The organism is Streptomyces sp. PT12, from assembly GCF_003311645.1.
GTDB lineage: Bacteria > Actinomycetota > Actinomycetes > Streptomycetales > Streptomycetaceae > Streptomyces.
In genome coordinates this window covers 1-21784 of record NZ_QEST01000236.1, presented here as the reverse complement: position 1 = coordinate 21784, position 21784 = coordinate 1, and the positions used below count along the sequence as shown (strand labels likewise).

Genomic DNA, 21784 nt, shown 5'->3' with positions numbered 1-21784 from the left:
AGAGTGGAGTAGTTTGCGGGTGGGGACGCCGACCCCCGCGCCGCCGCGCGATCCGACCCCGCCCCGCCGCGGAAACAGCCAGCCACGGACAGCTCGCACATTCCCGGGACGCGCGAGCAACTCCCCAACGAGCGGCGACTGTTCATCCTGCGCCCGATGACGCCCGAGGACCTGCCGTTCGTGGTGGAGGAACACCTCGGGCACTTCCCCGACGGGTTCTTCGCCCGCCTGGGCCCTGGGTTCATCACCTCCTACGCCCGGACCAACATCACCGGTCCAGCCGCCCGCGCCTATGTGGCCGATACCACGGGACGTCCGGTGGGCTTCCTGGTCGGGGTGCTCGATCCGCCGACCCACCGGCGTCATGTGCTGCGCTCCCACGGACCGCGGCTCGCCGGGCGCCCCCTGCTGGGCCTGGTCGTCCGCCCTCACCTGGCGTGGCACTTCCCGCGCACCCGACTGGGCCGCTACCTGCGAAAACTCCTCCCCGGCCGGAAGAAGGCAGCGGAAGACCCGGCGCCCGCCCCCACCCCGGAACCACCGCCGTGCTCTCCCACATCGTGGTCACCAGCTCCGCGCGTTCATCGGGCATCGGCGCCGTCCTGCTCCACCAGTTCGTCTCCGACGCGGCGGCCGCCGGCTGCGCCCGGGACAGCCTGGTCACCGCCGTGGGTCCCGATGGCGCCGGGGCCTACTACGAACGGCACGGTTGGCTACCCCGCGGCGAAACCCTCACCCCCGAGGGCAGCCGCCTGGCCACCGAGGAGATGGTCGCGGTCGGCATGTGGCGCGAGGGCTGCCCGGCCACCCGCGAGGACCTGCGCCGGGTGGAGATCAACCACATCGACTTCGACGGCGAGGTCTCCCGCGGCGTTCTCGTCGTCAACGCGGATGTCGCCGACAGCGTCGTCCGCATCTTCACGCGCCTCTTCGACGAGCGCTTCCCCATCCGCAGGATGCGGCCGGTCGAGGAGTACGAGGGCGACAACAACGCCAGCATGGCCGACGACGACACCGCCGCCCACAACTGCCGCCGCCCCGACCAGATCAACGCCCCGCAGGCCGCGAGGTGTCGCCCGAGCACGCCGGCCTGATCACCGGCACCGTCTTCGCCGTTTCCGCGCTCGCGGCGATCGCCAGCCAGGCCCGCCTCACCACGTGGGCCCAACGGCGCATTCCCGGACCTCCGGCGATCACCGTCGGCCTGTTCGTCATGGGGGCCGCGTTCCTGCCGCTGCTGCCGAGCCCGCCCGAGACCACGGTGGGCGTTGCGGCACTCGCCGCCTGCGCGGCGCTGCTCGCCCTGGGCGGCGCCCTGCTCTACCCGTTCGAGATGGACACCCTCGTCAGGTTCGCCGGCCCCGACCTCGTGGCCACCTACTACGGCGCCTACCAGACCGTCTGCGACGTGGCCGTCTCACTGGGCAACCTCGCCGTCGGGGCGCTGTTCGACGTGTCGGCAGCGAGCGGGGCCGCCTGGCTGCCCTGGGCCGCCCTGGCGTCGATCGGCGCGCTGTGCGCGGGCGCGATGACGCTCTTCGACCGCAGCGGCCGCCTCATCGCGGCCTGACCCGACGGACGCGGGTGTCGATCCAGACGCCGGCCGAGGAACCGCCGTCCTCGTCCTCCTCCGCAGCCGTCTCCTCGGACTCCGTCGGCTCACTCTCCGGCGCGGCCTCCGCCTCAGGCGCGGCGGCCGCGAACTCCTCCTCCACCGGCTCCTCCTCCACCGGCTCCACCGGCTCCAGCGGCACGGCGTCGGGGGCGGCCGGTTCGAGCGCCAGGACCGGCGCCTCGTTGCCGTGGCCCGAGCCCGCGGACTAAAGCTCGATCCAGCGGTCGACCCGGCCGCCTTCGTAGGTCTGGAGCGTCTTGGTCACCACCTCCTCGGCATCCGGCAGCTGCCGCACTACGACGGAGTGGACGGCGTCCTCACCGGCCGGAACGGCCGACCCGGCGACGGTGTAGCCGTCGTCAGCGGCGGTGAACTCCCACCCCTCGGGACCGTCTCCCCCGGAGGGAACGAGGTCTCACGCGCTGAGCTCGGTCCTGCCGGAAGGCCCGCGTCGCACCACCACGTCCGCCAGCACCCGCCACGCGGGTGGGGACCGCTCCACTCCTCGACCACGCCGCCACTCCGGCGTCCCGAGGTCGATCAGCGAACGCCCGCGCGGCGGAACCCGTCCGGCCCACCGCCCAGCACACGGCGTCCGCACGATGGAGCAGCACGGCGACCACGGCCGCCACCACCACGTGCCCGACCGTTATCGCCATCGCACCGCGCGCCCACTCATGCCACACCGTGTGCGCCTCGACACCGGGCGCCGAGTGCCCGGGCGCGTGCGCCCCACCCATGCCATGGCCCTGATCCACGCCCAACCACGCGTGCAGCGCTGCCTGCGTCAGGCCGCTGAGAGCGAGCGCCACAGGCAACGACGGAGGCCACCTCGCCCCGACAAGGCCCACGAGGAACAACGCGGCGGCCCCGACGAGCACCCGCCCCGCGGCCAGACGAGCACCCGCCCCCGCGGCCACCGGCCCATCGGCCACCAGGTGGTGCGCGCACACCCCGAGCACCGTGCCGACCACGCGAAGACCGGCGCCCTTGCAAAGCGCAGCGGCAAGCCAACGGCACGTGCCGACACCAGGAGCCGAGCGATTGGGGGCGATGACATGACTCACTCATCATCCTCCCCAGGGCGGCCACGGAAAGGGAGCCCGGCAGCGGCCCGCTCCTCGAGGTTCGTTCGAGGTCCGCGCCGCTCAGCGACCGGCCGGTGCCGTGGCGGGCCTGGAGGACGGCGCGGATCACCCGGTCGCCCTCCACGGCGACGTGCTCCAACGTGCCGCCCGCGCTCCATGAAGTGCCCCAGCTCCCCGGCCAGGTCGGTGACGCGGAAGAACACGTGGCGCTGCGCCCGGGCGTCGGCCAGCAGGTAGTCGGCCAGGAGGTAGCGGTAGGGGGTGAGCGGCTCGCCGTCGGGACCACGGTGGGTTCCGATCAGGTCGCGGGGGACGGCGAGGCGGGTTGCCGCGGCCTGGAGGTGGTCGGCGGGTTCGCCGGACGGACCGCTGATGATCAGCACGCGGCGCAGGGCGTCGGCGAGGTGGCGGTCCGCCACCGCGAAGTGGGCGCGGATATCGGCCAGGGCCCGGTTCATGAACGATCCGGGCCCGGGCGCCCGGGCGGCGTCGCGAGCGAAGGTGTCGGGGGAGGTGCGAAGGCCCGCGAAGAACTCCTGGGTCTGGAAGAGGAGGGTGCGCACCTGTCCCGGTTCGGGGATGGCCGGGACGGCGCGCGTGGCGGCGCGCAGCGCGTCGATGGATGCGTCGAACGCCGCGCCGAGCGTCGACGGCATACGTCAGGACACCCGGATCGACTCGAACGACTGCGCAGCCTCCTCCGCCACGGCAGCTGCGTCAAGCACCGAGTCGGCTGGCACCTGCGGGTGACCCCTCAGCGCGGTGAGGGCCTGGTGGACGTGCCTCAGCTGATTCCCGGGGAGCCAAGGGGGAGGTCGGTGGAGCTGGTGGCGATCCGTGTGCGGGGCCGAGGGCTTCGATGAGTCGGCCTCAGGTGATCGGCGCCCAGGCGCTGGTCGAGAGCCTGCTGAGGTGGGCCGCGGCTGTTTTGGTGGCTTCGATGGTCCAGGTGGGGGCTCCGGGCATGGCGATGGTCGGTTTGAGGAGGAGGACGGAGTCGTTGCGCATGATCGGGGCCGCGCAGCTGTTCCAGCGGGCCATGCGTTCCTCGTGGCCGAGGGCGTGGCCCTGGTCGCGGATGTCCTGGAGCGATGCGAGGAGTTCGTCGTTGTCCCGGTAGACCCCCGGTCCGGCTTCCGCGGGGACGGGCTCGGCGAGGACGCGTTGCTGGATGGGTTCTGGTAGGGAGGCGAGGATGGTGCGGCCGCTGGCGCCGGTGCGCAGGGAGCGGGTGACGTTGAAGTTCGTGGAGGTCGGAGTCGCCGACGGCCATGTCGATGCACTGGCGTTGGGCTCCGCCGAACGGCACGAGCATGACGAGGCCGCCGTGGCGGAGTCGTTCCAGGACGGCGTGGGCGGTGGCGGTGGAGTCGACGACGGCGTCCGCGCCGAGCTTGCTGGCGAGTTGGCGCTTCGCCTCGGTGCTGGCGAGTGCGACGACCTTGGCTCCGGCGCGTTTGGCGAGTTGGACGGCGAGGGTGCCGAGGCCGCCGCCCGCCGCCGGGATCACCACGGTCTCCCGGCCTTCAACCGGGCTGCGGTGAACAGCAGATGCCACGCCGACTGGCCCTGGAGGGCGAGCGCGACGGCCTGGTCGTCGGTGATGCCGCCGGGACCTCCCAGGCGGTGCGGCGGTGGACGAGCGCCTGCTCGGCGTAGCCACCGCCGCGGGTGAGGCCGACGAGTCGGCGCCCTTCGTTCGTGGTGCCGACGACCTCGTTGCCCGGGGTGTAGGGCAGGTCGACGGGGGCGAAGTGAATAGTGGTGCGCACGTGGACATCGGCGGCCGCCCTGTCCGCCTGGCTCGCCGCAGGCGCGGACCCACAGACCGTCGCCAAACGAGCCGGACACACCGTCGCGGTCCTGCTCCGGGTCTACGCGAAGTTCATCGACGACAGCGACGACGCCACCAACGCCAACATCGCCGCATACGGCAACCGACGGTCCTGAGTCAGGCCGATCGGACTCCTCAGATCTGTCCCACGCATGTCCCACACGCGCTGGTCAGCACGCGAAATCCGGTGGGACAGAATGGAACATAGGGCGCATTGCACCCGCGGGGTGTTCGTCGGAACGAGAACGGCCCCCGGCTGCGTATCCGCAGATCAGAGGCCGTTTCACCAGGGTGGCGGCGCCAGGATTCGAACCTGGGAAGGCTGAGCCGGCAGATTTACAGTCTCCCCCGCACAAGCCCCTGACCAGGCGCGATGCGGCTTCTGGCGTCCGCCACCCCACAGATGTCCCACAAGACCACGGACGCCACTCCGCCCCTCACATCCGTCCCTCGCCGGGCACGAGGGTTGTCACCCAGAGCGCACATCAACGCACCGGAAGAAGGAGCGCTTCCGCAACAGGCACCGAACGACAGCGCGCACTTGATCACCTTCCCCCGGCACGACACGGGCCGCGCCCTCACCACATCGGGACTGCGCCAGTACGCAGCCGAGACCTCATGGTAGGTATGGAGAGCATCGCCTCCTCAAGGATGACCGCACGAAATGCCCGATTCTCGAGAAGCAAGCAAAACTCGCCCCCCGACGCCATAAAGCTCCAGTTCACGCCCTCTGCTCCCCGCACGCGCGGGGCTGTTCCCTCCGCGCCGCCCCACGCCTGTTGGCCTGGGCTCTGCTCCCCGCACGCGCGGGGCTGTTCCCGTTCCGGCGCGCGCTTCGCCCGCGGGTTCGGCCTGCTCCCCGCACGCGCGGGGCTGTTCCCTGCGCCGCATCCGCCGCGGGTCCGGATGGTGCCTGCTCCCCGCACGCGCGGGGCTGTTCCCGGCACCCGCCAGGACGACGCCGAGCTGGCCTCCTGCTCCCCGCACGCGCGGGGCTGTTCCCACCGCGAACGCCAGGTGCCCCACGCCGTCGACCTGCTCCCCGCACGCGCGGGGCTGTTCCCAACTCGGCCGCCCGCACACGCCGCGCCTCGGCCTGCTCCCCGCACGCGCGGGGCTGTTCCCGCGAGGTAGGCGTAGGCGGTGGCTTCGGCGTACTGCTCCCCGCACGCGCGGGGCTGTTCCCGCATCCCTCCCATATGCACGTTCCCATAAGACCTGCTCCCCGCACGCGCGGGGCTGTTCCCCAGGGGAGAGAAGACACGTGAAAACTCAAACACTGCTCCCCGCACGCGCGGGGGTGCTCCGCGCGGTAGATTCTCTGCACCGTGTTCCTCGTCATTGCACGAGGCTGACCCCTGAGTCGACTGCGCCACATGGATGCTCCCCGCGCCTGCGGGGTTCCGCCCTCCCTTACGGGCAAATGGGGCGAATTCTCTCTGGTCCACCGCTCAGCGCGGGCCGTGGCTCTCAATCCCGCCGTACTCATGCGCATCAGAGCGCTCTCGCGACACACCGCGCCTTCTCAGTCTTCGCGGATCAGCGAGCGGCGAGCGGCGCCAACCTGGCAAGGCGCCGGATCGCACCTCGTAGTTGGCCTCACTGGCAAGATTCGGCAACACAGCCAGGGGCGATGCGCGTGAGGGCGCTCCCCCGCCGCCGGGGCCGGGGGAGTCGAGCGTCCGCGAAGATCCAGAAGGCCAGCCAACTGCGTTGCGCTGCGCAACAGCCAGGCACCGCCAAGCATCGGGGAGCTCAGCCCACTCAGTTGCCGAACTGAGTCGAACTGTGCCACAAGTCCATTGCCCACCGAACCGTGTTGCTGCTGACCCGCGGGTCGGTCTATCTTTGTCCCGCGGATCACCGGCCACGCCACCGCGGCCGTGGTCTGCTCGCGGACGGCCCTGCTCAAGGCAGAGGCCGGGCCCATCACACCTCCGTTGCCGCGGAGATCGATCGACCCGGCCGTGTCTCCGTCCAACGTCAGTCGCATCGACAAGAAGGAGAACGGACCGATGTTACCGAGGAACGCGGAACCCGGTCGAGGCGGATACGGAGCGGTGCTCGTGGCGCTGCTCGCGGCTGGCGCCGGTGTCGCGTCGCCCGTCGAGCAGATGATCCGCGTCACCGTGCTCGCCGTGGTGGTCATCGTGATCGTGATGGGTCACCCTCGGTGGCGCCGCGACCACGGTGGGGTCTGCCAGCCCTCGCCGCTGTAGCCGCCGCTGAACTGCCGCCGTGAGCGCTGTGGAAGCAGCGCGCAAGCCACGGCCCCGGGTGTGGGGCCCGCCGTCGGGCCCCACACCCCGCGGCGTTGAGAGTCCCCCATCGATGCGCACCGACAGGAGCGACGACGATGTCCGTATCGCGCCCGCCAGGCTTCGCCCACCTCTCGGAGGCGGCCCGCAGTGTCTGGGGCAAGTCCGAGGATCCCGAGGGGGATTGGCTGCCGCTGTGGCAGCACATGGTGGACAGCGGCGCTGTCGCGGGGCGGCTGTGGGACGCGTGGGTTCCCGGTCAGGTGCGGCGCCTGGTCGCCGAGGCGCTGCCGGACGGCGAGGCGGACGCGCGGCGCCTCGTCGTCTGGCTGGCGTCGAGTCACGACATCGGCAAGGCGACGCCCGCCTTCGCCTGTCAGTTCGGGCCGCTTGCCGAGCGCATGCGCGCCGCGGGCCTCGACATGCCCTACCGGCAGGCGTTCGGCGAGGACCGGCGCTTGGCCCCGCATGCCCTGGCCGGGCACGTTGTCCTCCAGGAGTGGCTGGCGGAGCGGCACGGGTGGACGGGGCGGAGTTCGGGTCAGTTCGCCGTGGTGATCGGCGGGCACCACGGCGTTCCCCCGAGCCACGGCCAGCTCCACCAGCTGCACTTGCGTCCTGACCTCCTCCGTACGCCCGGCCCGAGCGAGGGTCTGTGGCGCGCGGTCCAGTTCGAGCTGCTCGCCGCCTGCGCCGAGGCATCAGGCGCCGAGGAACGGCTGTCGGACTGGCGAACGGCGCGGCTGACGCAGCCGGTGCAGGTGCTGCTGAGTGCCCTGGTCATCCTCGCGGACTGGGTCGCGAGTTCCCGGGAGCTGTTTCCCTATGGGCTTCCGGCCCCTGACCGTCTTGAGAGGGCCTGGCGCGGCCTTGACCTCCCGGGGCCATGGGCCCCGGACGAACCGGGCGGCTCCGCCGACGAGTTGCTTGGCGCGCGGTTCGCCCTGCCCGAGGGAGCGACGGCCCGCCCCGTGCAGGTGGAGGCCGTGCGGGTGGCCCGGTCCATGAAGGCCGGTGGGCTGCTGGTGATCGAGGCGCCGATGGGCGAGGGCAAGACGGAGGCGGCTCTCCTGGCCGCGGAAGTGCTCGCCGCGCGGGCGGGTGCGGGCGGTGTGTTCCTGGCGTTGCCGACCCGGGCGACGGGGGACGCCATGTTCGGGCGGCTGCTGGGCTGGCTGGAACGTCTGCCCGCCGGTGGGGACGATCGTCGCTCGGTGTTCCTGGCGCACGCCAAGGCCATTCTGAACGAGCGGTGGGCCGGGCTGGTGCGCGCAGGTTCCCGGACCGTCGCGGCCGTCGAGGTGGACGGAGGGCAGGGCATCAGTCGGCCGGGGGTCGCGGAGCGTTCCCACCCGGGCGAGTTGGAGGCGCACCAGTGGCTGCGGGGCCGCAAGAAGGGGGCGCTGGCTTCGTTCGCTGTGGGCACCATCGACCAGGTGCTGTTCGCGGGGCTCAAGAGCCGACACCTCGCTCTGCGGCATCTCGCGCTTGCGGGCAAGGTCGTCGTGATCGACGAAGTGCACGCCTACGACGCCTATATGAGCACCTATCTGGAACGGGTGCTGGGGTGGCTTGGCGCCTACCGGGTCCCGGTGGTGCTCCTGTCCGCGACCCTGCCCGCCGCCCGGCGCCGCGCGCTGGCCACGGCCTACGCGGGCGAGCCGGTGGACATCGATCAACCGGCCGACGCCTACCCCTTGCTCACCGCGGTGGCTCCCGGTGAGGCGCCGTCGAGCGCGCGGCCGGTCCCCTCGGGGCGTGGCTCCGCGGTCCGTGTCGAGCGCCTTGACGACGGCCTCGACGCGCTTGTCGACCGCCTTGAGGCCGAACTGGCCGACGGCGGCTGCGCGTTGGTCGTGCGCAACACCGTGGACCGGGTGCAGGAGACGGCGGAGCGGCTGCGCGAGCGGTTCGGTGAGGGGAACGTCACGGTGGCGCACGCTCGGTTCCTGGCCGCCGACCGGGCGCGGAAGGACGCCGAGCTGCGGCGGTTGTTCGGGCCCGGGGGCGAACGGCCCGCGGAGCGGCACGTCGTGGTGGCGAGCCAGGTCATCGAGCAGTCGCTCGACATCGACTTCGATCTCCTGGTGACCGATCTGGCCCCGGTGGACCTCGTGCTCCAGCGGATGGGCCGTCTGCACCGGCACACCCGGGTGCGGCCCGCTCGGCTCCGCGAGCCGCTGTGCCTGGTGACCGGCGTCGACTGGAACGGCGACCGCAACGGTGACGGGAACGGCGACCGCAACGCCGACCCACCGTGGCCGGTGCGCGGCTCTCTCGGGGTGTACGAGGGCGCGCACACGCTGCTGCGCGCCCTCGCCGTGCTTCGACCGCATCTCGAAGGGCGCCCTCTGCGGCTCCCCGAGGACATCAGCCCGCTCGTTCAGGCAGCGTACGGCGACGATCCCGTGGGCCCGGAGACATGGCGCTCGGCGATGGACGAGGCCCGCGCCGCCCACCGGAAGCTCCTCGTCGACAAGCGGGAGAGGGCCGAGACGTTCCGGCTCGGGCCGGTCAGGCGGGCCGGAAGGCCCGTGGTCGGGTGGATCGACGCGGGAGTCGGCGAGGCGGAGGACAGCCGCGCGGGCCGGGCGCAGGTGCGGGACGGCGAGGAGAGCGTCGAGGTGCTCGTGGTGCGGCGGCGCCGGGACGGAACGCTGACCACCGTCCCCTGGCTCGACCGCGGGCGGGGCGGACTGGAGCTTCCCGAGCACTGCCCACCGCCCCGGCACGCCGCGGAGGCCGTCGCCGCCAGCGCGCTCACCCTGCCGTGGCATTTCAGCAAACCCTGGGCGATTGATCGAACGATCGCCGAACTTGAGCGTTCCTATATAGAAGGGTGGCAGAACAAGCACTGTCCTTGGCTGGCCGGTGAACTGATTCTGATTCTGGACGAGAATTGTCAGACCCGGCTGGCAGGCTACGACCTCGAGTACAGCGAGTCGGATGGGCTGTTGATCAGGCCCGCCGGTGAGCGTGACGCGAGAGTGGTGGATCTTGTGCCTGCCTTCGACCTGGTGTCCCGTCCGTGGATTCCCGTCCAGTTCCGTGACGGGACGACCGGTGAGCTTTCGCTGCGCGATGTCTTTCTCCGGGCGGAGGACGTGCGGCGGCTGGTCGGTGACCTTCCCACACAGGAGTTCGCGCTGCTCCGGCTGTTCCTTGCCGTCGCGCACGACGCGCTTCACGGCCCCGCGGATCTCGACGCGTGGGAGGCCCTGTGGCGGTCCGCCGAGCCGTTCGCCGACGTCCCGGACTATCTGGACCGTCACCGGGAGCGTTTCGATCTCCTCCACCCCAAGCGCCCGTTCTACCAGGTGGCCGGGCTGCACACCGAGAAGAACGATGTCTCCTCGCTCAACCGGATCGTGGCGGATGTGCCCAACGGAGAGCCGTTCTTCTCCATGCGCCGTCCCGGAGTCGACAAGCTGAGCTTCGCGGAAGCCGCCCGTTGGCTGGTGCACGCCCACGCGTTCGACCCTTCGGGCATCAAGTCGGGCGCGGTCGGCGATCCGCGGGTCAAGGGCGGCAAGGGCTATCCGCTCGGCGTGGCCTGGGCGGGGAATCTCGGCGGCATTCTCGCCGAAGGCGACAGCCTGCGCGAGACGCTTCTGCTCAATCTGATCCCCCGGGACAACGACGGAATCCTCCGCGACCCCGAGCCCGACGACGGCGACGACCTGCCCATCTGGCGCCGCGAAGCGCCCGGCCCAGGGCCCTCGGTCGATGGGGAGGACCCGGGCACGCGCCGCCCTTCGGGCCTGTGCGACCTCTACACCTGGCAGTCCCGGCGGCTGCTGCTGCACCACGACGGGAGCGCGGTCACCGGCGTCGTCCTCGGCTACGGAGACCCGCTCACCGCGTATAACAAGTTCAGGGACGAGCCGATGACCGCATGGCGCCGAAGCCCGGCCCAGGAGAAGAAGCAGCGTAGGTTTCCCGTCTACCTGCCACGTCAGCACGACCCGACGCGCGCGGCCTGGCGCGGCCTCGAAAGCCTTCTTCCCGCGACACCGCACGAGGCCCCTTCGGGCGGCAAGGAGCCCTCCACCATGTGGCCGTCGGGCGTGGTCCGCTGGCTGCACCTGCTCGCCGAGGAGAACCTGCTGCCCCGGGGCGGACTGGTCAGGACCCGGACCATCGGCGCCCTCTATGGCACCCAGCAATCGGTGATCGACGAGGTCGTGGACGACGCCCTGACCCTCCCGGTCGTCCTGCTGCACGCGTCCCTGCCGGAGTACCAGGGCGTGGCGCTGGCGGCGGTCTCCGAGGCGGAGGACGCGGTGACCGCGCTGGGCCATCTCGCCGGGAATCTCGCGCGCGCCGCGGGCTGCGACGCCTCCACGCCCACGGCGACCGCCCGTGACCAAGGCTTCGGCGAGCTGGACGGACCGTTCCGCCGGTGGCTCGTCGGCCTAGGCGGGCCCATCCCCCCGGAGCGAGCCCGCGAGGAGTGGCGCCGCACGGCACGACGGATCGTCATGGAACTCGGGGAGAAGCTGCTGGACTCGGCGGGCCCGGCCGCCTGGGAGGGCCGCCTCGTGGAGAGCCGCGAGGGTGGCTCCCGCTGGATCGACCTTCCGCAGGCCGAGCAGTGGTTCCGAGCCCGGCTGAACAACGTCCTCCCCGTGGCCCTCCCCGTGGCCGCACAGGCGCCGCCATCACCCGGTACCGACATCACCGATGAATCCCCGGAGCCCTCCTCATGACCAGCACCGTGCCGCGGCAGGCCAAGCCCGCGGAGCCGACCTCCTCCCCGCCGCCTCGACGCGACAGCCCGCGCGACAGCCCGCTCCGCACCGCCGTGGCCGCTCACATCCGCGGCCTCTATGTCGGCTACCAGGCCGACCGGCCCCAAGCGGTCGCGACCCTCGCCCGGCTGCGCCGTGGCCTCGGGCGCCCCCTGCACACCCAGCCCGATCTCTGGGGCCTGATCGGCATGGACGCCTTCCAGCAGGCGGCGGAGAAGGCATCCCCACCGGCGGACACCGGGTACTGGAGCAGCGACCGCACGCTCGACCGCGTCGAGGCGGCGCTGCACTCCACCCTGACGCTGTGGTCCCTCCACCAGCAGGCGCACCGCGGGGTGTCGATGCACGCGAGGGGCTGGGGCCTCGGTCGGGCCGTGCGCGAGCTGATGCGCGCCGAGGGCACGGACGAGCTCGACGAGCGATTGCGGAAGCGGTTCGTGCGCACGGCCTCCGCCACCTCCTTCGACGTCATGACGCTGCGGCTGCGCGAGCTGGTCCTGTTGCTCAGGTCGGCCGGGCTCCCCCTGGACTACGGCCTGTTGGCCGATCAGCTCCTCCGGTGGCAGGAGCCGGGCGGACGAGGCCAGGTCCACCGTTCCTGGGGAAGGGACTTCCACCTCGCCGGGGCACAACGTCGCCGCGCGGCCGACCCCGAGGGAACGGATGCCCCCGTCGCCCAAGGCCAGCCGAGCCCTCCGGACGACCGATATCCCTCGGCCGACTGATCGCACCGGGACCGTCCGCCTCCCGCACCACAGAGCCACAGAGCCACAGAGTCTTCACCACCGTTTCGCCGAAAGGGAGTCCATCACCGTGGCGCGCACCATCCTCGACATCCATGTGCTCCAGACCGTCCCCCCGAGCAACCTGAACCGGGACGACACCGGCCAGCCCAAGACCGCCGTCTACGGCGGAGTGCGCCGCGCCCGTGTGTCGAGCCAGGCGTGGAAGCGCGCCACCCGCCGCGCCTTCGACGACCTGCTCGACCCCTCCCACCTGGGCGTCCGTTCCAAGAAGCTCGTCGACGAGCTGGCCGGGCGCATCACCGCCGCCGAGCCGTCCATCGAGCGGGCCGCGGCGTGGAAGGTCGCCGCGGAGACCTTGCAGACGGCGACCAACTCCAAGCTGGAGGTGCCGCGGCGCAAGAAGGACGCGGACGGCGAGGCGGAGGAGACGGCCCCCGAGTCCTCCTACCTCATGTTCCTCAGCAGGCGGCAGCTCGACGCCCTGGCCGCCCTGACGCTCGAAGGCACCAAGGGCACCGACGATGTCACCGCCCTCAAGGCGTTCCTCAAGGCGAAGGAGAACAAGGCGCGGGCCCGCGCCCTGGTGAACACGGGCCACTCCGTGGACATCGCCCTCTTCGGCCGCATGGTGGCCGACGCCACCGACCTCAATGTCGAGGCGTCCACCCAGGTCGCCCACGCCCTCAGCGTCCACGCGGTCGACAACGAGTCCGACTACTACACCGCCGTCGACGACAACAACACCGACGCCGAGAAGGGCGCCGGGATGATCGGCACGGTCGAGTTCAACTCCGCGACCCTCTACCGCTACGCCGCCCTCGACGTCGACCAGCTGCACGCCAACCTCGGCGCTGGCCTGCGCGAGGACGAAGCACCCGGCACCCCGACCCGCCGCGCGGTCGAGGCGTTCATCGAGGGTTTCATCGCCTCGCTGCCCACCGGGAAGATCAACACCTTCGGCAACACCACCCTCCCCGACGCCGTGATCGTCAAGCTCCGCACCAAACGGCCGGTCAGCTTCGTCGCCGCCTTCGAGAAGCCGGTGGCCCAAGACCCGGAGAACGGCGGCTTCCTGGCCCCGAGCTGCGAACGACTCGCCCGCTTTGTCCCGGACCTGGAGGAGAAGTTCGGCATCGACGACGAAGGCGGCTGGGTCCTGCGGGTCGGATCCGGCACCCGGGCACTCGCCGACCTGGGCACCGAGGTCGGCCTCCGCGAGCTGATCGACGCCGTGGGGGCGGCGGTGGCCGAGCGGCTGGCACCGGAGGCGGCATGACCAGCGTCCTGCTGCTCCGGCTGGCCGGACCCCTCCAGGCATGGGGCTCCGCGGGGCGCTTCGCCCGGCGCACCACGGAGAACGCCCCGACCAAGAGCGGCGTGCTCGGCCTCCTCGCCGCGGCCGATGGCCGGGAGCGGGACGCGGACCTGTCCGACCTGGCCGCCCTGCGGTTCGGCGTCCGCGTCGACCAACCCGGCACCCGCCTGCGCGACTTCCAGACCGCCCACCACGCGGACTCCGGCAAGGCCATGCCGCTGTCAGAGCGCTTCTACCTCGCGGACGCCGTGTTCGTCGCGGGCCTCGAGGGCGACTCCTCCTTCGTCGACGCCCTGCACACGGCGCTCCTGACCCCCGCCTTCCTCCCCTACCTGGGACGGCGCTCCTGCCCACCCGCCGAGCCGCTCGACCTCGGAGTCCGCAGGGATACCGACCTGTTGACGGCGCTCCGCGACGAGCCCTGGCACGCGAGCGACTGGTACCGCCACCGACGCGACGCCGAGCGCCCCCTGGAGATCTTCCTCGACAACGCCCCGGGAGAGCCACCGCACTTCACCCTCAGGGACACGCCGCTCAGCTTCGACCCCCGCCACCGCCGTTACGACCTCCGCGCGGTCACCACCACCTCCGTCGACCCACAGCGGCCCGGCCACGAGCCACCACCGTCCCACGACCCGACCGCCGCTCTGAGGACGAGCTGATGTACCTGACCCGCTTCCGCGTCAACACACGTCGCAGGGACGCCCGGCACCTGCTCGCCTCTCCCCACCGGCTGCACGGCGCGGTGAACGCGGCCTTCCCCACCCCACCCACCGCGGACGGCGCGAAGCCCCGCGTACTCTGGCGCCTTGACCGCAACCCCCGCGACGAGATCCTGCTCTTCATCGTCAGCCCCTTCCGCCCCGACCTCACCCACCTGGTGGACCAGGCGGGTTGGCCCGCCGCCACCGACGCGCCCGGCTGGCAGACCTACGGCTACGACGACTTCCTCACCGCCCTGGAGCCGGGCACCACCTGGGGCTTCCGGCTCACCGCCAACCCGGTGCACAGCATCCGCCGCAAAGACGGCGAGCCGACCAAACGCACCGCGCACCTCACCCCGCGCCACCAGGCCCGTTGGCTCCTCGACCGCCAGGACAAGCACGGCTTCGAGATCCTGGCCAAGCCCGAGGAACAACGGCTGCTGCCCGAGGGCGACGAGCACCAGCTGATCGTGCGCGACCACCGCCCCCTCCAGTTCACCAAGCCGGGCCAGGACAGGCGGCCGGGCGTGAGCATCACCCAGGTCACCTACGACGGCCGCCTGCGCATCACCGACCCGGCCCTGCTGCGCCGCACCCTCACCAACGGCCTCGGCAAGGCCAAGGCATACGGCTGCGGCCTGATGACCCTCGCGCCGGTCCGGTGACCCATGTCGACCATCGGCCGACGCAGAGCGTCAACTCCCCGTGAGCTCAGCCGGGTCGGGGACCGGCTGTCCTTCGTCTACCTCGAACGCTGCACCGTCCACCGCGACGACAACGCCATCACCGCCGAGGACGCAGCAGGCGTCACCCACATCCCGTCCGCCACCATCGGAACCCTGCTGCTCGGCCCGGGAACCCGTGTCACCCACCAGGCGATGAGCGTCCTGGGCGAATGCGGCGCCGGAGTCATCTGGGTCGGCGAGCACGGCGTCCGCTTCTACGCCGGAGGGCGCGCACTCACCCGGTCCTCGGGCCTGGTCGAGGCCCAGGCCACCCTCTGGGCCAACCGCCGCACGCGCCTCGACGTCGCCCGCGACATGTACCGGCTGCGTTTCCCCGACGAGGACCCGTCGGGCCGCACCCGGCAAGAGCTTCTCAGCGCCGAGGGACGCCGCCTGAAGGACTGCTACCGCAGGGAAGCCGCGCGCACCGGCGTCCCTGGAAGCGCAGGGAGTACAACCCCGGCGACTTCTCGGCCGGAGACGCGCCCAACCAGGGCATCACCGCGGCGGCCCAGTGCATGTACGGCATCGCCCACGCCGTCGTCGTCGCCCTCGGCTGCTCACCCGGCCTCGGCTTCGTCCACTCGGGGCACGAGCGTTCCTTCGTCCTCGACATCGCCGACCTCTACAAGACGGATGTCGCCATCCCTGCGGCGTTCGACGCGGCGGCCCAGGGCGACGACGACATGGGCGCCCGCACCCGAAGGGCACTGCGCGACCGCATCAACAAGACGCGCCTGCTCGACCGCTGCGTCCAGGACATCAAGACCCTGCTGCGCTACGAAGGGACGCGGGACACCTCCGACGCCGAGGACCGCGTCACCGTCCAGGGCGACCGGGACACCCATCTCGAAGCCGGGCGCAACCACGCGGAAGACGAGATCATCTGGTGACCGTCATCGTCCTCACCAACTGCCCGGCCGGGCTCCGCGGCTTCCTCACCCGCTGGCTTCTCGAGATCTCCCCCGGCGTCTTCGTCGGTGCCCCCACAGCCCGCGTCCGAGACCTCCTGTGGGACGAGGTCCGCACCTATGTCGGCCAAGGCAGGGCACTCCTCGCCCACCAGGCCGACAACGAACAGGGCTACACCTTCAGAACCCACGATCATGGCTGGCACCCCTTGGACCACGAGGGCTTGACCTTGATCCACCGCCCCACTCGAAGAGACCGTCCCCTCACCGGCAACGAGCCACCGACATCAGGCTGGAGCAAGGCAGCCAAACGCAGAAGGTTCGGCGGCAAGTGAATCGGCCGGCCGATACGGAGGGAAAGGCCCGCCATGACCGTTTCCCCGGAAGTAAGTAAAAACGGCCTCCACATGAAATAAACCCGCAGGTCAGCCCCTCCGCTCCCCGCACCCGCGGGGTTGTTCCCGGCACCGGGTCGGTGGTGACCGGCAGCACGGCCCGCTCCCCGCACCCGCGGGGTTGTTCCCACCACCAGGAGCACACCGTGACCCCGACCCGCCCGCTCCCCGCACCCGCGGGGTTGTTCCCAACCCGGTGCAGGTGGCCCGGTGAACGCCCGACCGCTCCCCGCACCCGCGGGGTTGTTCCCCTACTCTTCACCGCGTCACCTGCCCTCTCCAGCCGCTCCCCGCACCCGCGGGGTTGTTCCCCGGTCCCACGCCACTGGCTCAATCGACGTCGCCCGCTCCCCGCACCCGCGGGGTTGTTCCCTCTCTCGGCGCCCTCACGTCGCTCGCCCCGGGCCGCTCCCCGCACCCGCGGGGTTGTTCCCTCCGCCCAGCCGCGGGCCTCTCGGCGTCCCCGCCGCTCCCCGCACCCGCGGGGTTGTTCCCCGTGCACTGGCTGACACAGGCATCGGTTTGGCCCGCTCCCCGCACCCGCGGGGTTGTTCCCGGCAGCCCGCCGGCGGCCGACCGCATCGAAGACCGCTCCCCGCACCCGCGGGGTTGTTCCCGTTTCTGTTCATCCTCTTCGGCCCGGCCCGGCCCTGCCCGCTCCCCGCACCCGCGGGGTTGTTCCCCCCTCCCGGGCTGGTCAGAGGCGCTGACGGTGCCGCTCCCCGCACCCGCGGGGGCACGAGGCGACTGAGCACCAGAAAGCTCGTCTGTTCAAGGGGAGGTCGGTGGAGCTGGTGGCGATCTGTGTGAGGGGCCGAGGGCTTCGACGAGTCGGCCTCAGGTGGTCGGCGCCCAGGCGGTGGTCGAGAGCCTGCTGAGGTGGGCCGCGGCTGCCTTGGTGGCTGGTCCAGGTGTGGGGGTTGGGGCGGGGGAGGGTGAAGGCGCAGTCGTCGACCGTTTCGGTGCTGGCGATCAGGGCGGCCTGATAGCGGGGCACGAGCTCCCTGATCCGGTGGATGTAGTCGCGGGTCTCGGGGAACGGCGGCGGCCCGGCGAAGGTGCGCACGGCGGCGGGCCCGGCGTTGTAGGCGGCCAGGGCGTTGGTGACGGGGTCGCCCGGGATGTCGGCGAGGTCGTCGGCGCGGGTCCACAGACCGTCGCCAAACGGGCCGGACACACCGTCGCGGTCCTGCTCCGGGTCTACGCGAAGTTCATCGACGACAGCGACGACGCCACCAACGCCAAGATCACCGCATACGGCAACCGACGGTCCTGAGTCAGGCCGATCGGACTCCTCAGATCTGTCCACGAATACCCCACACGCGCTGGTCAGCACGCGAAATCCGGCGGAACAGAGTGGGACATAGGGCGCATTGCGCCCGCGGATTGTTCGATGGAACGAGAACGGCCCCGCCTGCGTATTCGCAGATCAGCGACCCAGGGCGGCTCCGCCGCCCACCGTGGGACGGGCAAATCGAAGGCGTCAGACCCTTGATGACCTTGGAACCGATCTATTTGCGCGTCAGAGGCCGCTTCACCAGGGTGGCGGCGCCAGGATTCGAACCTGGGAAGGCTGAGCCGGCAGATCTAACAGTGGGCTCAGCCTCACTCCGCCACACCACCTCTGACCTGCGCCTTCCTGCCCAGAGTCGGCCGAGCCTGCACCTCTGGGGAACACCTGGGGGATGAACACCGCGCCGCGGGGACCACCGCCCCTTCCCAGGACGTGGCAGTCAGGGATCGCAGGCGATCAGTGGCCGGGCGATGGGCCTTCGGCTGTGCGGGCAGTCGCCGACCTGTTCTCTGCCGGACACCGCCCTGTGCCGTGGCGGCGCTGGCCGCCCTGCCCGCCTGGCTCCACACCCGCAGCCCCGCCGGGCGCGCCCTCAACACCGAACCCGCCTGACGGTCTTCCCTGCCGGGGTCGCCGATCAGTCCTCGCCCTCACCGCCGTTCGCGACGTGCGGGTCGCGAAAGGGGCGCAGGCCCTGGCCGCGCGCGAGCTGGGCCAGATGTGCGCTGGCGTCCTCGGTCAGGGACAGGCCCGCCAGGACGTCCCCCGCCGGTGTAGCGCCTAACCGAGCACCCGAGGCCGAGTGAAGGTGGCCAGGGAGCTCAGGGTCACGTCGCAGACCGGTGCTTGAGGAGTTGACCCGGCCGCACCCGATCTGTCGGACTCTGCTCCGTACGGGGCGAAGGCCCGCCGCTATGCCGTGGACAGGGCGGCGGTCGGGGCATGCGGGCGGCCGGGTACGCGACGACAGGCACGGTCGCCCCGGCCGCGCCGCCGAGCACCCACAGGGGGAGGGCGAACGGCCACTCGCGACTGGCGGCGAACGCCATGGTCACCCCGCCGCCGATGAGCGCGCCGCCGATCCCGCCGAGACCTGCCAGCAGCACCGACTCGCCGAGGAACTGACGCCGGATGTGGGCCCGGGTGGCGCCCAGGGCCCGGCGCAGGGCGATCTCGGAGCGCCGTTCGAGCACCGCGATGACCATGGTGCTGGCCATCCCGATGCCGCCGACCAGCAGCGAGACCCCGCCGAGGGCGAGCAGCAGCGTGGTGAGGGTCTCGTCCGCCGCCTCCTGCGCCGCCAGCGCGTCCGAGGGGCCGGAGATCACGACCTCCGATGGCAGCTCCGGGTTGACGGTGGCGGGCAGCAGTTCGGCGCCCTCCTCCACGGCGGACTCCTCCGACCGCTCGTACAGCGTGGACGGCGGCACCTCGTCGCCCGTCAGCTCCTCGGCCGCCTCCCAGCCGATCAGCGCGGAGGCGTCAAGGTCGGGCGCGAGCGCCACCGGGTCGAGGCCGAGACGCGCCCCGGGGTCCCGGTCGGCGACGGGAGGGGTCAGGCGTCCCGGAGGCGGGCGATCCGCTCGATGAGGGTGTCGGCGATGCGCTCCCCGGGCCAGGGGAAGATCCGCGTCGCGGCGTGCTGGTGCGCGAGGCCATGCAGGGCGACCCAGAGGGCGACGGCGTCCTGCTCCGGGTCGGTGATCGCGGACTGGCCCGCCGAGACGCAGTCCGTCAGCACGTCCGCGAGCAGCCGCATGGCCGTCGCGCCGAGGTTGACCAGATCCTCCTCGGTGAGGGAGCTGTCGCCGAGCGTCGGGATCCACAGCCCGCCGAACATCGTGCGGTAGCGCTCGGGGTGGCTCTGCGCGTAGCCGAGGTAGGCGTGGCAGAGGGCGTACAGCCTGCCCCGCGGGTCGTCCCCGGCGTCCCGCACGGCAGTGCGCAGACAGGCGTCCAGCGCGGCGAACTCCCGCTGCACGACGGCCAGCATGATGGCCGGCTGGTCGGGGAAGTGCGGATAGATCGACGGGGCGGCGATGCCGACCTTGCGGGCGACCGACCGCAGGGTGATCGCCTTCTCGTCCCCGGTCTCGTCCAGGAGTGCGGCGGCGGCGGAGATGATCTCTTCGCGCAGGCGGCCGCCCTCGCCGCGGCGATTGCGTACACGTGCCCGCTTTGCTGCGGCCGGGCCTGCCGTGTTGGTTTCGTTCACCCTTGTGACCTTACATTCCGAAGCTTACCGACGGAACGCACTTGCGGGCGTGAACTTACGAACGTAGCCTTACGATCGTTAGCTCGCTTGCCCGGGATCCTCGTCCACGCGGCACCGCTCGCGCGGGCCCGCACGAGGACCGTGAGCGGTTGGACGCGAAAGCACAAGCCCCCAAGGAGACCAGCCATGGCACGTTCGTCCGATACCGTCGCACGCGAGGAGCGACGCACCCCTCTGGTGGTGACCGTCCCCGCCTGGATCGCGCCACTCCTGGTGCTCACCGGATTCGCCTTCATCGCGTTCGTCCCCGTCCTGATCACGCTGGTTGGCGCCCTTACCCGGGCCCGCGACACGGTGGTCAAGGCGGCCGCCACGATCCTGGCCCTCGTCTACGCCATCCCGTTCGTCATCTGGCAGACCCGACCCGACGGCGCGCCGAGCCTGTCGAAGGACATCCACCCGGGCTTCGTCGCCCTCATCGTCACCGCGGCGGCTTTCCTCCTCCTCGCCATCCACCGGGTCCAGCGACGCTGAGGGCCACCCCGGCCAGCAGCCCCTGCACCCCGCACCCCCGTCCACCACCTCGACGAAAGGCCTTCTGATGACCGCCGCCCCGACCTCCGACCTGGAGTTCGCCATCGAGGTCCCGCCGGTGATCGACGGCGCCTACCTGTCCGTGCGCTGGACCGCCACCGGCACCTACGCCGGCGGATTCCCCGGTGCCACCGCCGAGCCCGGCACCGCCGTCACCTTCACCGGAACCGACACACTCCTCATGCGGGACGGCAAGTTCGTCGAGTACTAGCTCAACTCCGACAGCCTCCACCTACTCAGGCGGCTCAAGGCGCTCTGAACGTTTTCGGGGCGCGTCACACCTCGCCCACGCCGCCGCCGACCACGGCTCACCGTGGTCGGCGGCGGCACCCCCACACATCCCGCGTCGCACCGCCCCCGCCGCCCGCATCGTGCCCGTGTCCCCGGGGAGGGGCGGGGCGGCGGACAATTGACCTCCCGGAAGTCTCCGGCCGCGATCCAGGTCGGGATCTCTGCGGCGGGCTCGTGGCGGAGGTGTGCCGACGCTGTGTGTCGGCGATCTGGCCTTTTTCACGCGCCGCAATTCGGGAGTCACGCGTCACTGGCAAGCGCTGGCGCGCTGGCGTTCAGGAGTGGGGTGCTCCGAGAGGGTGGTGCCGCCGTCACCCTCGCGACGGGTCGAGATCACCTCCTGGCGAGACGCCCCCTGTGACGGTCTGGTCATGCTGAAGCCGTGAACGTGACAGAGGCCGAGCCGCCCGCCCCTACCTGGCCCACCGGGTCGCCCACGCCATCCCAGTCGTGGCGCTCCCCATGTGCCTGTGGCGCCTACCAGTCATCGGCCACGGCATGGGCGGCGAGCCACTCTCGCCGACCGCGGGCCACATCACCTACGTCATCACGCTCAGCGTTCTCTCCGAAATCGCGGCGCTCCTCAGCTTCGGCCTGGTGCACCCCGGTGATCGGCTCCCTGCACAGGTCCCCCCGGCTCGCGCCGGGGTGTGGCCCTTCCCTGCGGACGATCAGCCGCCCTTCGGCCAGCCCTTGAGGACGTCGCCGTCGAGTTCTGCGACCCAGGTACCGTCGCGGATCTCGCCGTCGGGCTCGACGGCCACCGTCCACGCGGCGGTGTGAACCTCGAGGACGGCTTGGTGGACTGCGTCGGTGAGGTCCTGCCGTCCGAGTACGACAGCCATCCGCCCCGCTGGGCGAGTCAGGCGACCAGCTCGTGGGTGCCGCCGCCGGAGTCGGTACGCATCAGCGTCTGGCGTCCACGCCGGTGATTCTTCGGCAACTGGGCCAGGGCAAGTTGGGCGGTGGTGATGTGGTCGGCAGCGGTGTCACTGAGCTCTTTCAGTACTGCCGCTCCAGAGTGAGGACCGCCGCGGAGATTGACGAC

The 21784-nt window shown here is 71.6% G+C and carries 16 protein-coding genes, 1 tRNA gene, 4 pseudogenes and 2 CRISPR repeat arrays; of the genes and pseudogenes, 14 read left to right on the top strand and 7 right to left on the bottom strand.

Going from position 1 to position 21784, the window contains the following annotated elements; translation table 11 throughout:
• Positions 1 to 545: 545 nt before the first annotated feature.
• Together DEH69_RS33130 and DEH69_RS25595 are read left to right on the top strand one after the other, a co-directional pair.
• The gene (locus DEH69_RS33130) at positions 546 to 1094 is read left to right on the top strand and encodes a GNAT family N-acetyltransferase (protein ID WP_258534959.1); all 549 of its coding nucleotides are present in this window, start codon (positions 546 to 548) and stop codon (positions 1092 to 1094) included.
• Positions 1070 to 1570 (top strand): hypothetical protein, encoded by a 501-nt coding sequence (locus DEH69_RS25595; RefSeq protein ID WP_113689358.1) that lies wholly within the window; start codon positions 1070 to 1072, stop codon positions 1568 to 1570. The genes DEH69_RS33130 and DEH69_RS25595 overlap by 25 nt, the downstream gene beginning before the upstream one ends.
• Here DEH69_RS25595 and DEH69_RS25590 read toward each other — a convergent pair.
• The 3 genes and pseudogenes from DEH69_RS25590 to DEH69_RS25580 all read right to left on the bottom strand — a co-directional run bounded on the left by DEH69_RS25590 (position 1557) and on the right by DEH69_RS25580 (position 4541).
• A complete protein-coding gene (locus DEH69_RS25590; RefSeq protein WP_147255849.1) occupies positions 1557 to 1754 on the bottom strand; it encodes a hypothetical protein in 198 nt (65 codons plus the stop codon). The genes DEH69_RS25595 and DEH69_RS25590 overlap by 14 nt on opposite strands.
• A 924-nt stretch (positions 1755 to 2678) precedes the next feature.
• On the bottom strand, positions 2679 to 3359 hold the full coding sequence (locus DEH69_RS25585) for a hypothetical protein (protein ID WP_113689356.1): 681 nt from the start codon (positions 3357 to 3359) through the stop codon (positions 2679 to 2681).
• A 214-nt stretch (positions 3360 to 3573) separates the two neighbouring features.
• Positions 3574 to 4541, bottom strand: a pseudogene (locus DEH69_RS25580) (zinc-binding dehydrogenase).
• Here DEH69_RS25580 and DEH69_RS31135 point away from each other — a divergent pair.
• Positions 4489 to 4653: pseudogene (locus tag DEH69_RS31135) on the top strand (site-specific integrase); the annotation flags it as partial. The pseudogenes DEH69_RS25580 and DEH69_RS31135 sit on opposite strands and share 53 nt — an antisense overlap.
• 176 nt (positions 4654 to 4829) lie before the next feature.
• Here the strand turns inward: DEH69_RS31135 and DEH69_RS31800 are convergent.
• Positions 4830 to 4934: transfer RNA gene (locus DEH69_RS31800), tRNA-Tyr, on the bottom strand.
• Positions 4935 to 5267: 333 nt separating this feature from the next.
• Positions 5268 to 5845: a CRISPR direct-repeat array (repeat unit 29 nt; unit sequence CTGCTCCCCGCACGCGCGGGGCTGTTCCC).
• Between the two features lie 707 nt (positions 5846 to 6552).
• Between DEH69_RS31800 and DEH69_RS31130 the strand changes: the two genes are divergently transcribed.
• The 9 genes and pseudogenes from DEH69_RS31130 to DEH69_RS25540 all read left to right on the top strand — a co-directional run bounded on the left by DEH69_RS31130 (position 6553) and on the right by DEH69_RS25540 (position 17618).
• Positions 6553 to 6756, top strand: a complete 204-nt coding sequence (locus tag DEH69_RS31130) for a hypothetical protein (RefSeq protein ID WP_147255845.1) — start codon at positions 6553 to 6555, stop codon at positions 6754 to 6756.
• A gap of 137 nt (positions 6757 to 6893) precedes the next feature.
• Positions 6894 to 11504, top strand: a complete 4611-nt coding sequence (casA, locus tag DEH69_RS25575) for a type I-E CRISPR-associated protein Cse1/CasA (RefSeq protein ID WP_181727606.1) — start codon at positions 6894 to 6896, stop codon at positions 11502 to 11504.
• Positions 11501 to 12271: a type I-E CRISPR-associated protein Cse2/CasB gene (gene casB / locus DEH69_RS25570; RefSeq protein ID WP_113689355.1), complete on the top strand. Its 771-nt coding sequence runs from the start codon at positions 11501 to 11503 to the stop codon at positions 12269 to 12271. The genes casA and casB overlap by 4 nt, the downstream gene beginning before the upstream one ends.
• 88 nt (positions 12272 to 12359) lie before the next feature.
• A complete protein-coding gene (gene cas7e / locus DEH69_RS25565) occupies positions 12360 to 13568 on the top strand; it encodes a type I-E CRISPR-associated protein Cas7/Cse4/CasC (RefSeq protein ID WP_113689354.1) in 1209 nt (402 codons plus the stop codon).
• On the top strand, positions 13565 to 14269 hold the full coding sequence (cas5e, locus tag DEH69_RS25560; protein ID WP_113689353.1) for a type I-E CRISPR-associated protein Cas5/CasD: 705 nt from the start codon (positions 13565 to 13567) through the stop codon (positions 14267 to 14269). Before cas7e ends, cas5e begins: the two co-directional genes overlap by 4 nt.
• A complete protein-coding gene (gene cas6e, locus DEH69_RS25555) occupies positions 14269 to 14976 on the top strand; it encodes a type I-E CRISPR-associated protein Cas6/Cse3/CasE (protein WP_113689352.1) in 708 nt (235 codons plus the stop codon). The genes cas5e and cas6e overlap by 1 nt, the downstream gene beginning before the upstream one ends.
• Before the next feature lie 3 nt (positions 14977 to 14979).
• A pseudogene (gene cas1e / locus DEH69_RS25550) lies at positions 14980 to 15929 on the top strand (type I-E CRISPR-associated endonuclease Cas1e).
• Complete coding sequence (gene cas2e, locus DEH69_RS25545; protein ID WP_113689351.1) at positions 15926 to 16282, top strand: type I-E CRISPR-associated endoribonuclease Cas2e; 357 nt, start codon at positions 15926 to 15928, stop codon at positions 16280 to 16282. Before cas1e ends, cas2e begins: the two are co-directional and overlap by 4 nt.
• 99 nt (positions 16283 to 16381) lie before the next feature.
• Positions 16382 to 17086: a CRISPR direct-repeat array (repeat unit 29 nt; unit sequence CCGCTCCCCGCACCCGCGGGGTTGTTCCC).
• Between the two features lie 268 nt (positions 17087 to 17354).
• A complete protein-coding gene (locus DEH69_RS25540; protein WP_113689350.1) occupies positions 17355 to 17618 on the top strand; it encodes a hypothetical protein in 264 nt (87 codons plus the stop codon).
• Between the two features lie 845 nt (positions 17619 to 18463).
• Here DEH69_RS25540 and DEH69_RS25535 read toward each other — a convergent pair.
• On the bottom strand, positions 18464 to 19141 hold the full coding sequence (locus tag DEH69_RS25535) for an ABC transporter permease (RefSeq protein WP_220131340.1): 678 nt from the start codon (positions 19139 to 19141) through the stop codon (positions 18464 to 18466).
• Positions 19142 to 19191: 50 nt separating this feature from the next.
• Entirely contained in the window at positions 19192 to 19851 is a 660-nt protein-coding gene (locus DEH69_RS25530; protein WP_113689349.1) for a TetR/AcrR family transcriptional regulator, read from the bottom strand.
• 186 nt (positions 19852 to 20037) lie between these two features.
• Here DEH69_RS25530 and DEH69_RS25525 point away from each other — a divergent pair, with 186 nt between their 5' ends.
• Both DEH69_RS25525 and DEH69_RS25520 read left to right on the top strand, forming a co-directional pair.
• Positions 20038 to 20385, top strand: coding sequence for a hypothetical protein (locus tag DEH69_RS25525; protein ID WP_113689348.1), 348 nt, complete (start codon positions 20038 to 20040; stop codon positions 20383 to 20385).
• A gap of 67 nt (positions 20386 to 20452) precedes the next feature.
• The gene (locus tag DEH69_RS25520; protein WP_113689347.1) at positions 20453 to 20656 is read left to right on the top strand and encodes a nuclear transport factor 2 family protein; all 204 of its coding nucleotides are present in this window, start codon (positions 20453 to 20455) and stop codon (positions 20654 to 20656) included.
• 719 nt (positions 20657 to 21375) lie between these two features.
• On the opposite strand, the pseudogene DEH69_RS25515 reads toward DEH69_RS25520, so the two are convergent.
• A pseudogene (locus DEH69_RS25515) lies at positions 21376 to 21784 on the bottom strand (IS1380 family transposase); the annotation flags it as partial.

Bases quoted from the DNA above. Each gene is read 5' to 3' on its own strand.
- DEH69_RS25525 (WP_113689348.1), top strand. From the start codon at position 20,038: ATGGCACGTTCGTCCGATACCGTCGCACGCGAGGAGCGACGCACCCCT.
- cas6e (WP_113689352.1), top strand. From the start codon at position 14,269: ATGTACCTGACCCGCTTCCGCGTCAACACACGTCGCAGGGACGCCCGG.
- DEH69_RS25520 (WP_113689347.1), top strand. From the start codon at position 20,453: ATGACCGCCGCCCCGACCTCCGACCTGGAGTTCGCCATCGAGGTCCCG.
- DEH69_RS31130 (WP_147255845.1), top strand. From the start codon at position 6,553: ATGTTACCGAGGAACGCGGAACCCGGTCGAGGCGGATACGGAGCGGTG.
- cas5e (WP_113689353.1), top strand. From the start codon at position 13,565: ATGACCAGCGTCCTGCTGCTCCGGCTGGCCGGACCCCTCCAGGCATGG.
- casB (WP_113689355.1), top strand. From the start codon at position 11,501: ATGACCAGCACCGTGCCGCGGCAGGCCAAGCCCGCGGAGCCGACCTCC.
- casA (WP_181727606.1), top strand. From the start codon at position 6,894: ATGTCCGTATCGCGCCCGCCAGGCTTCGCCCACCTCTCGGAGGCGGCC.
- DEH69_RS25585 (WP_113689356.1), bottom strand. From the start codon at position 3,359: ATGCCGTCGACGCTCGGCGCGGCGTTCGACGCATCCATCGACGCGCTG.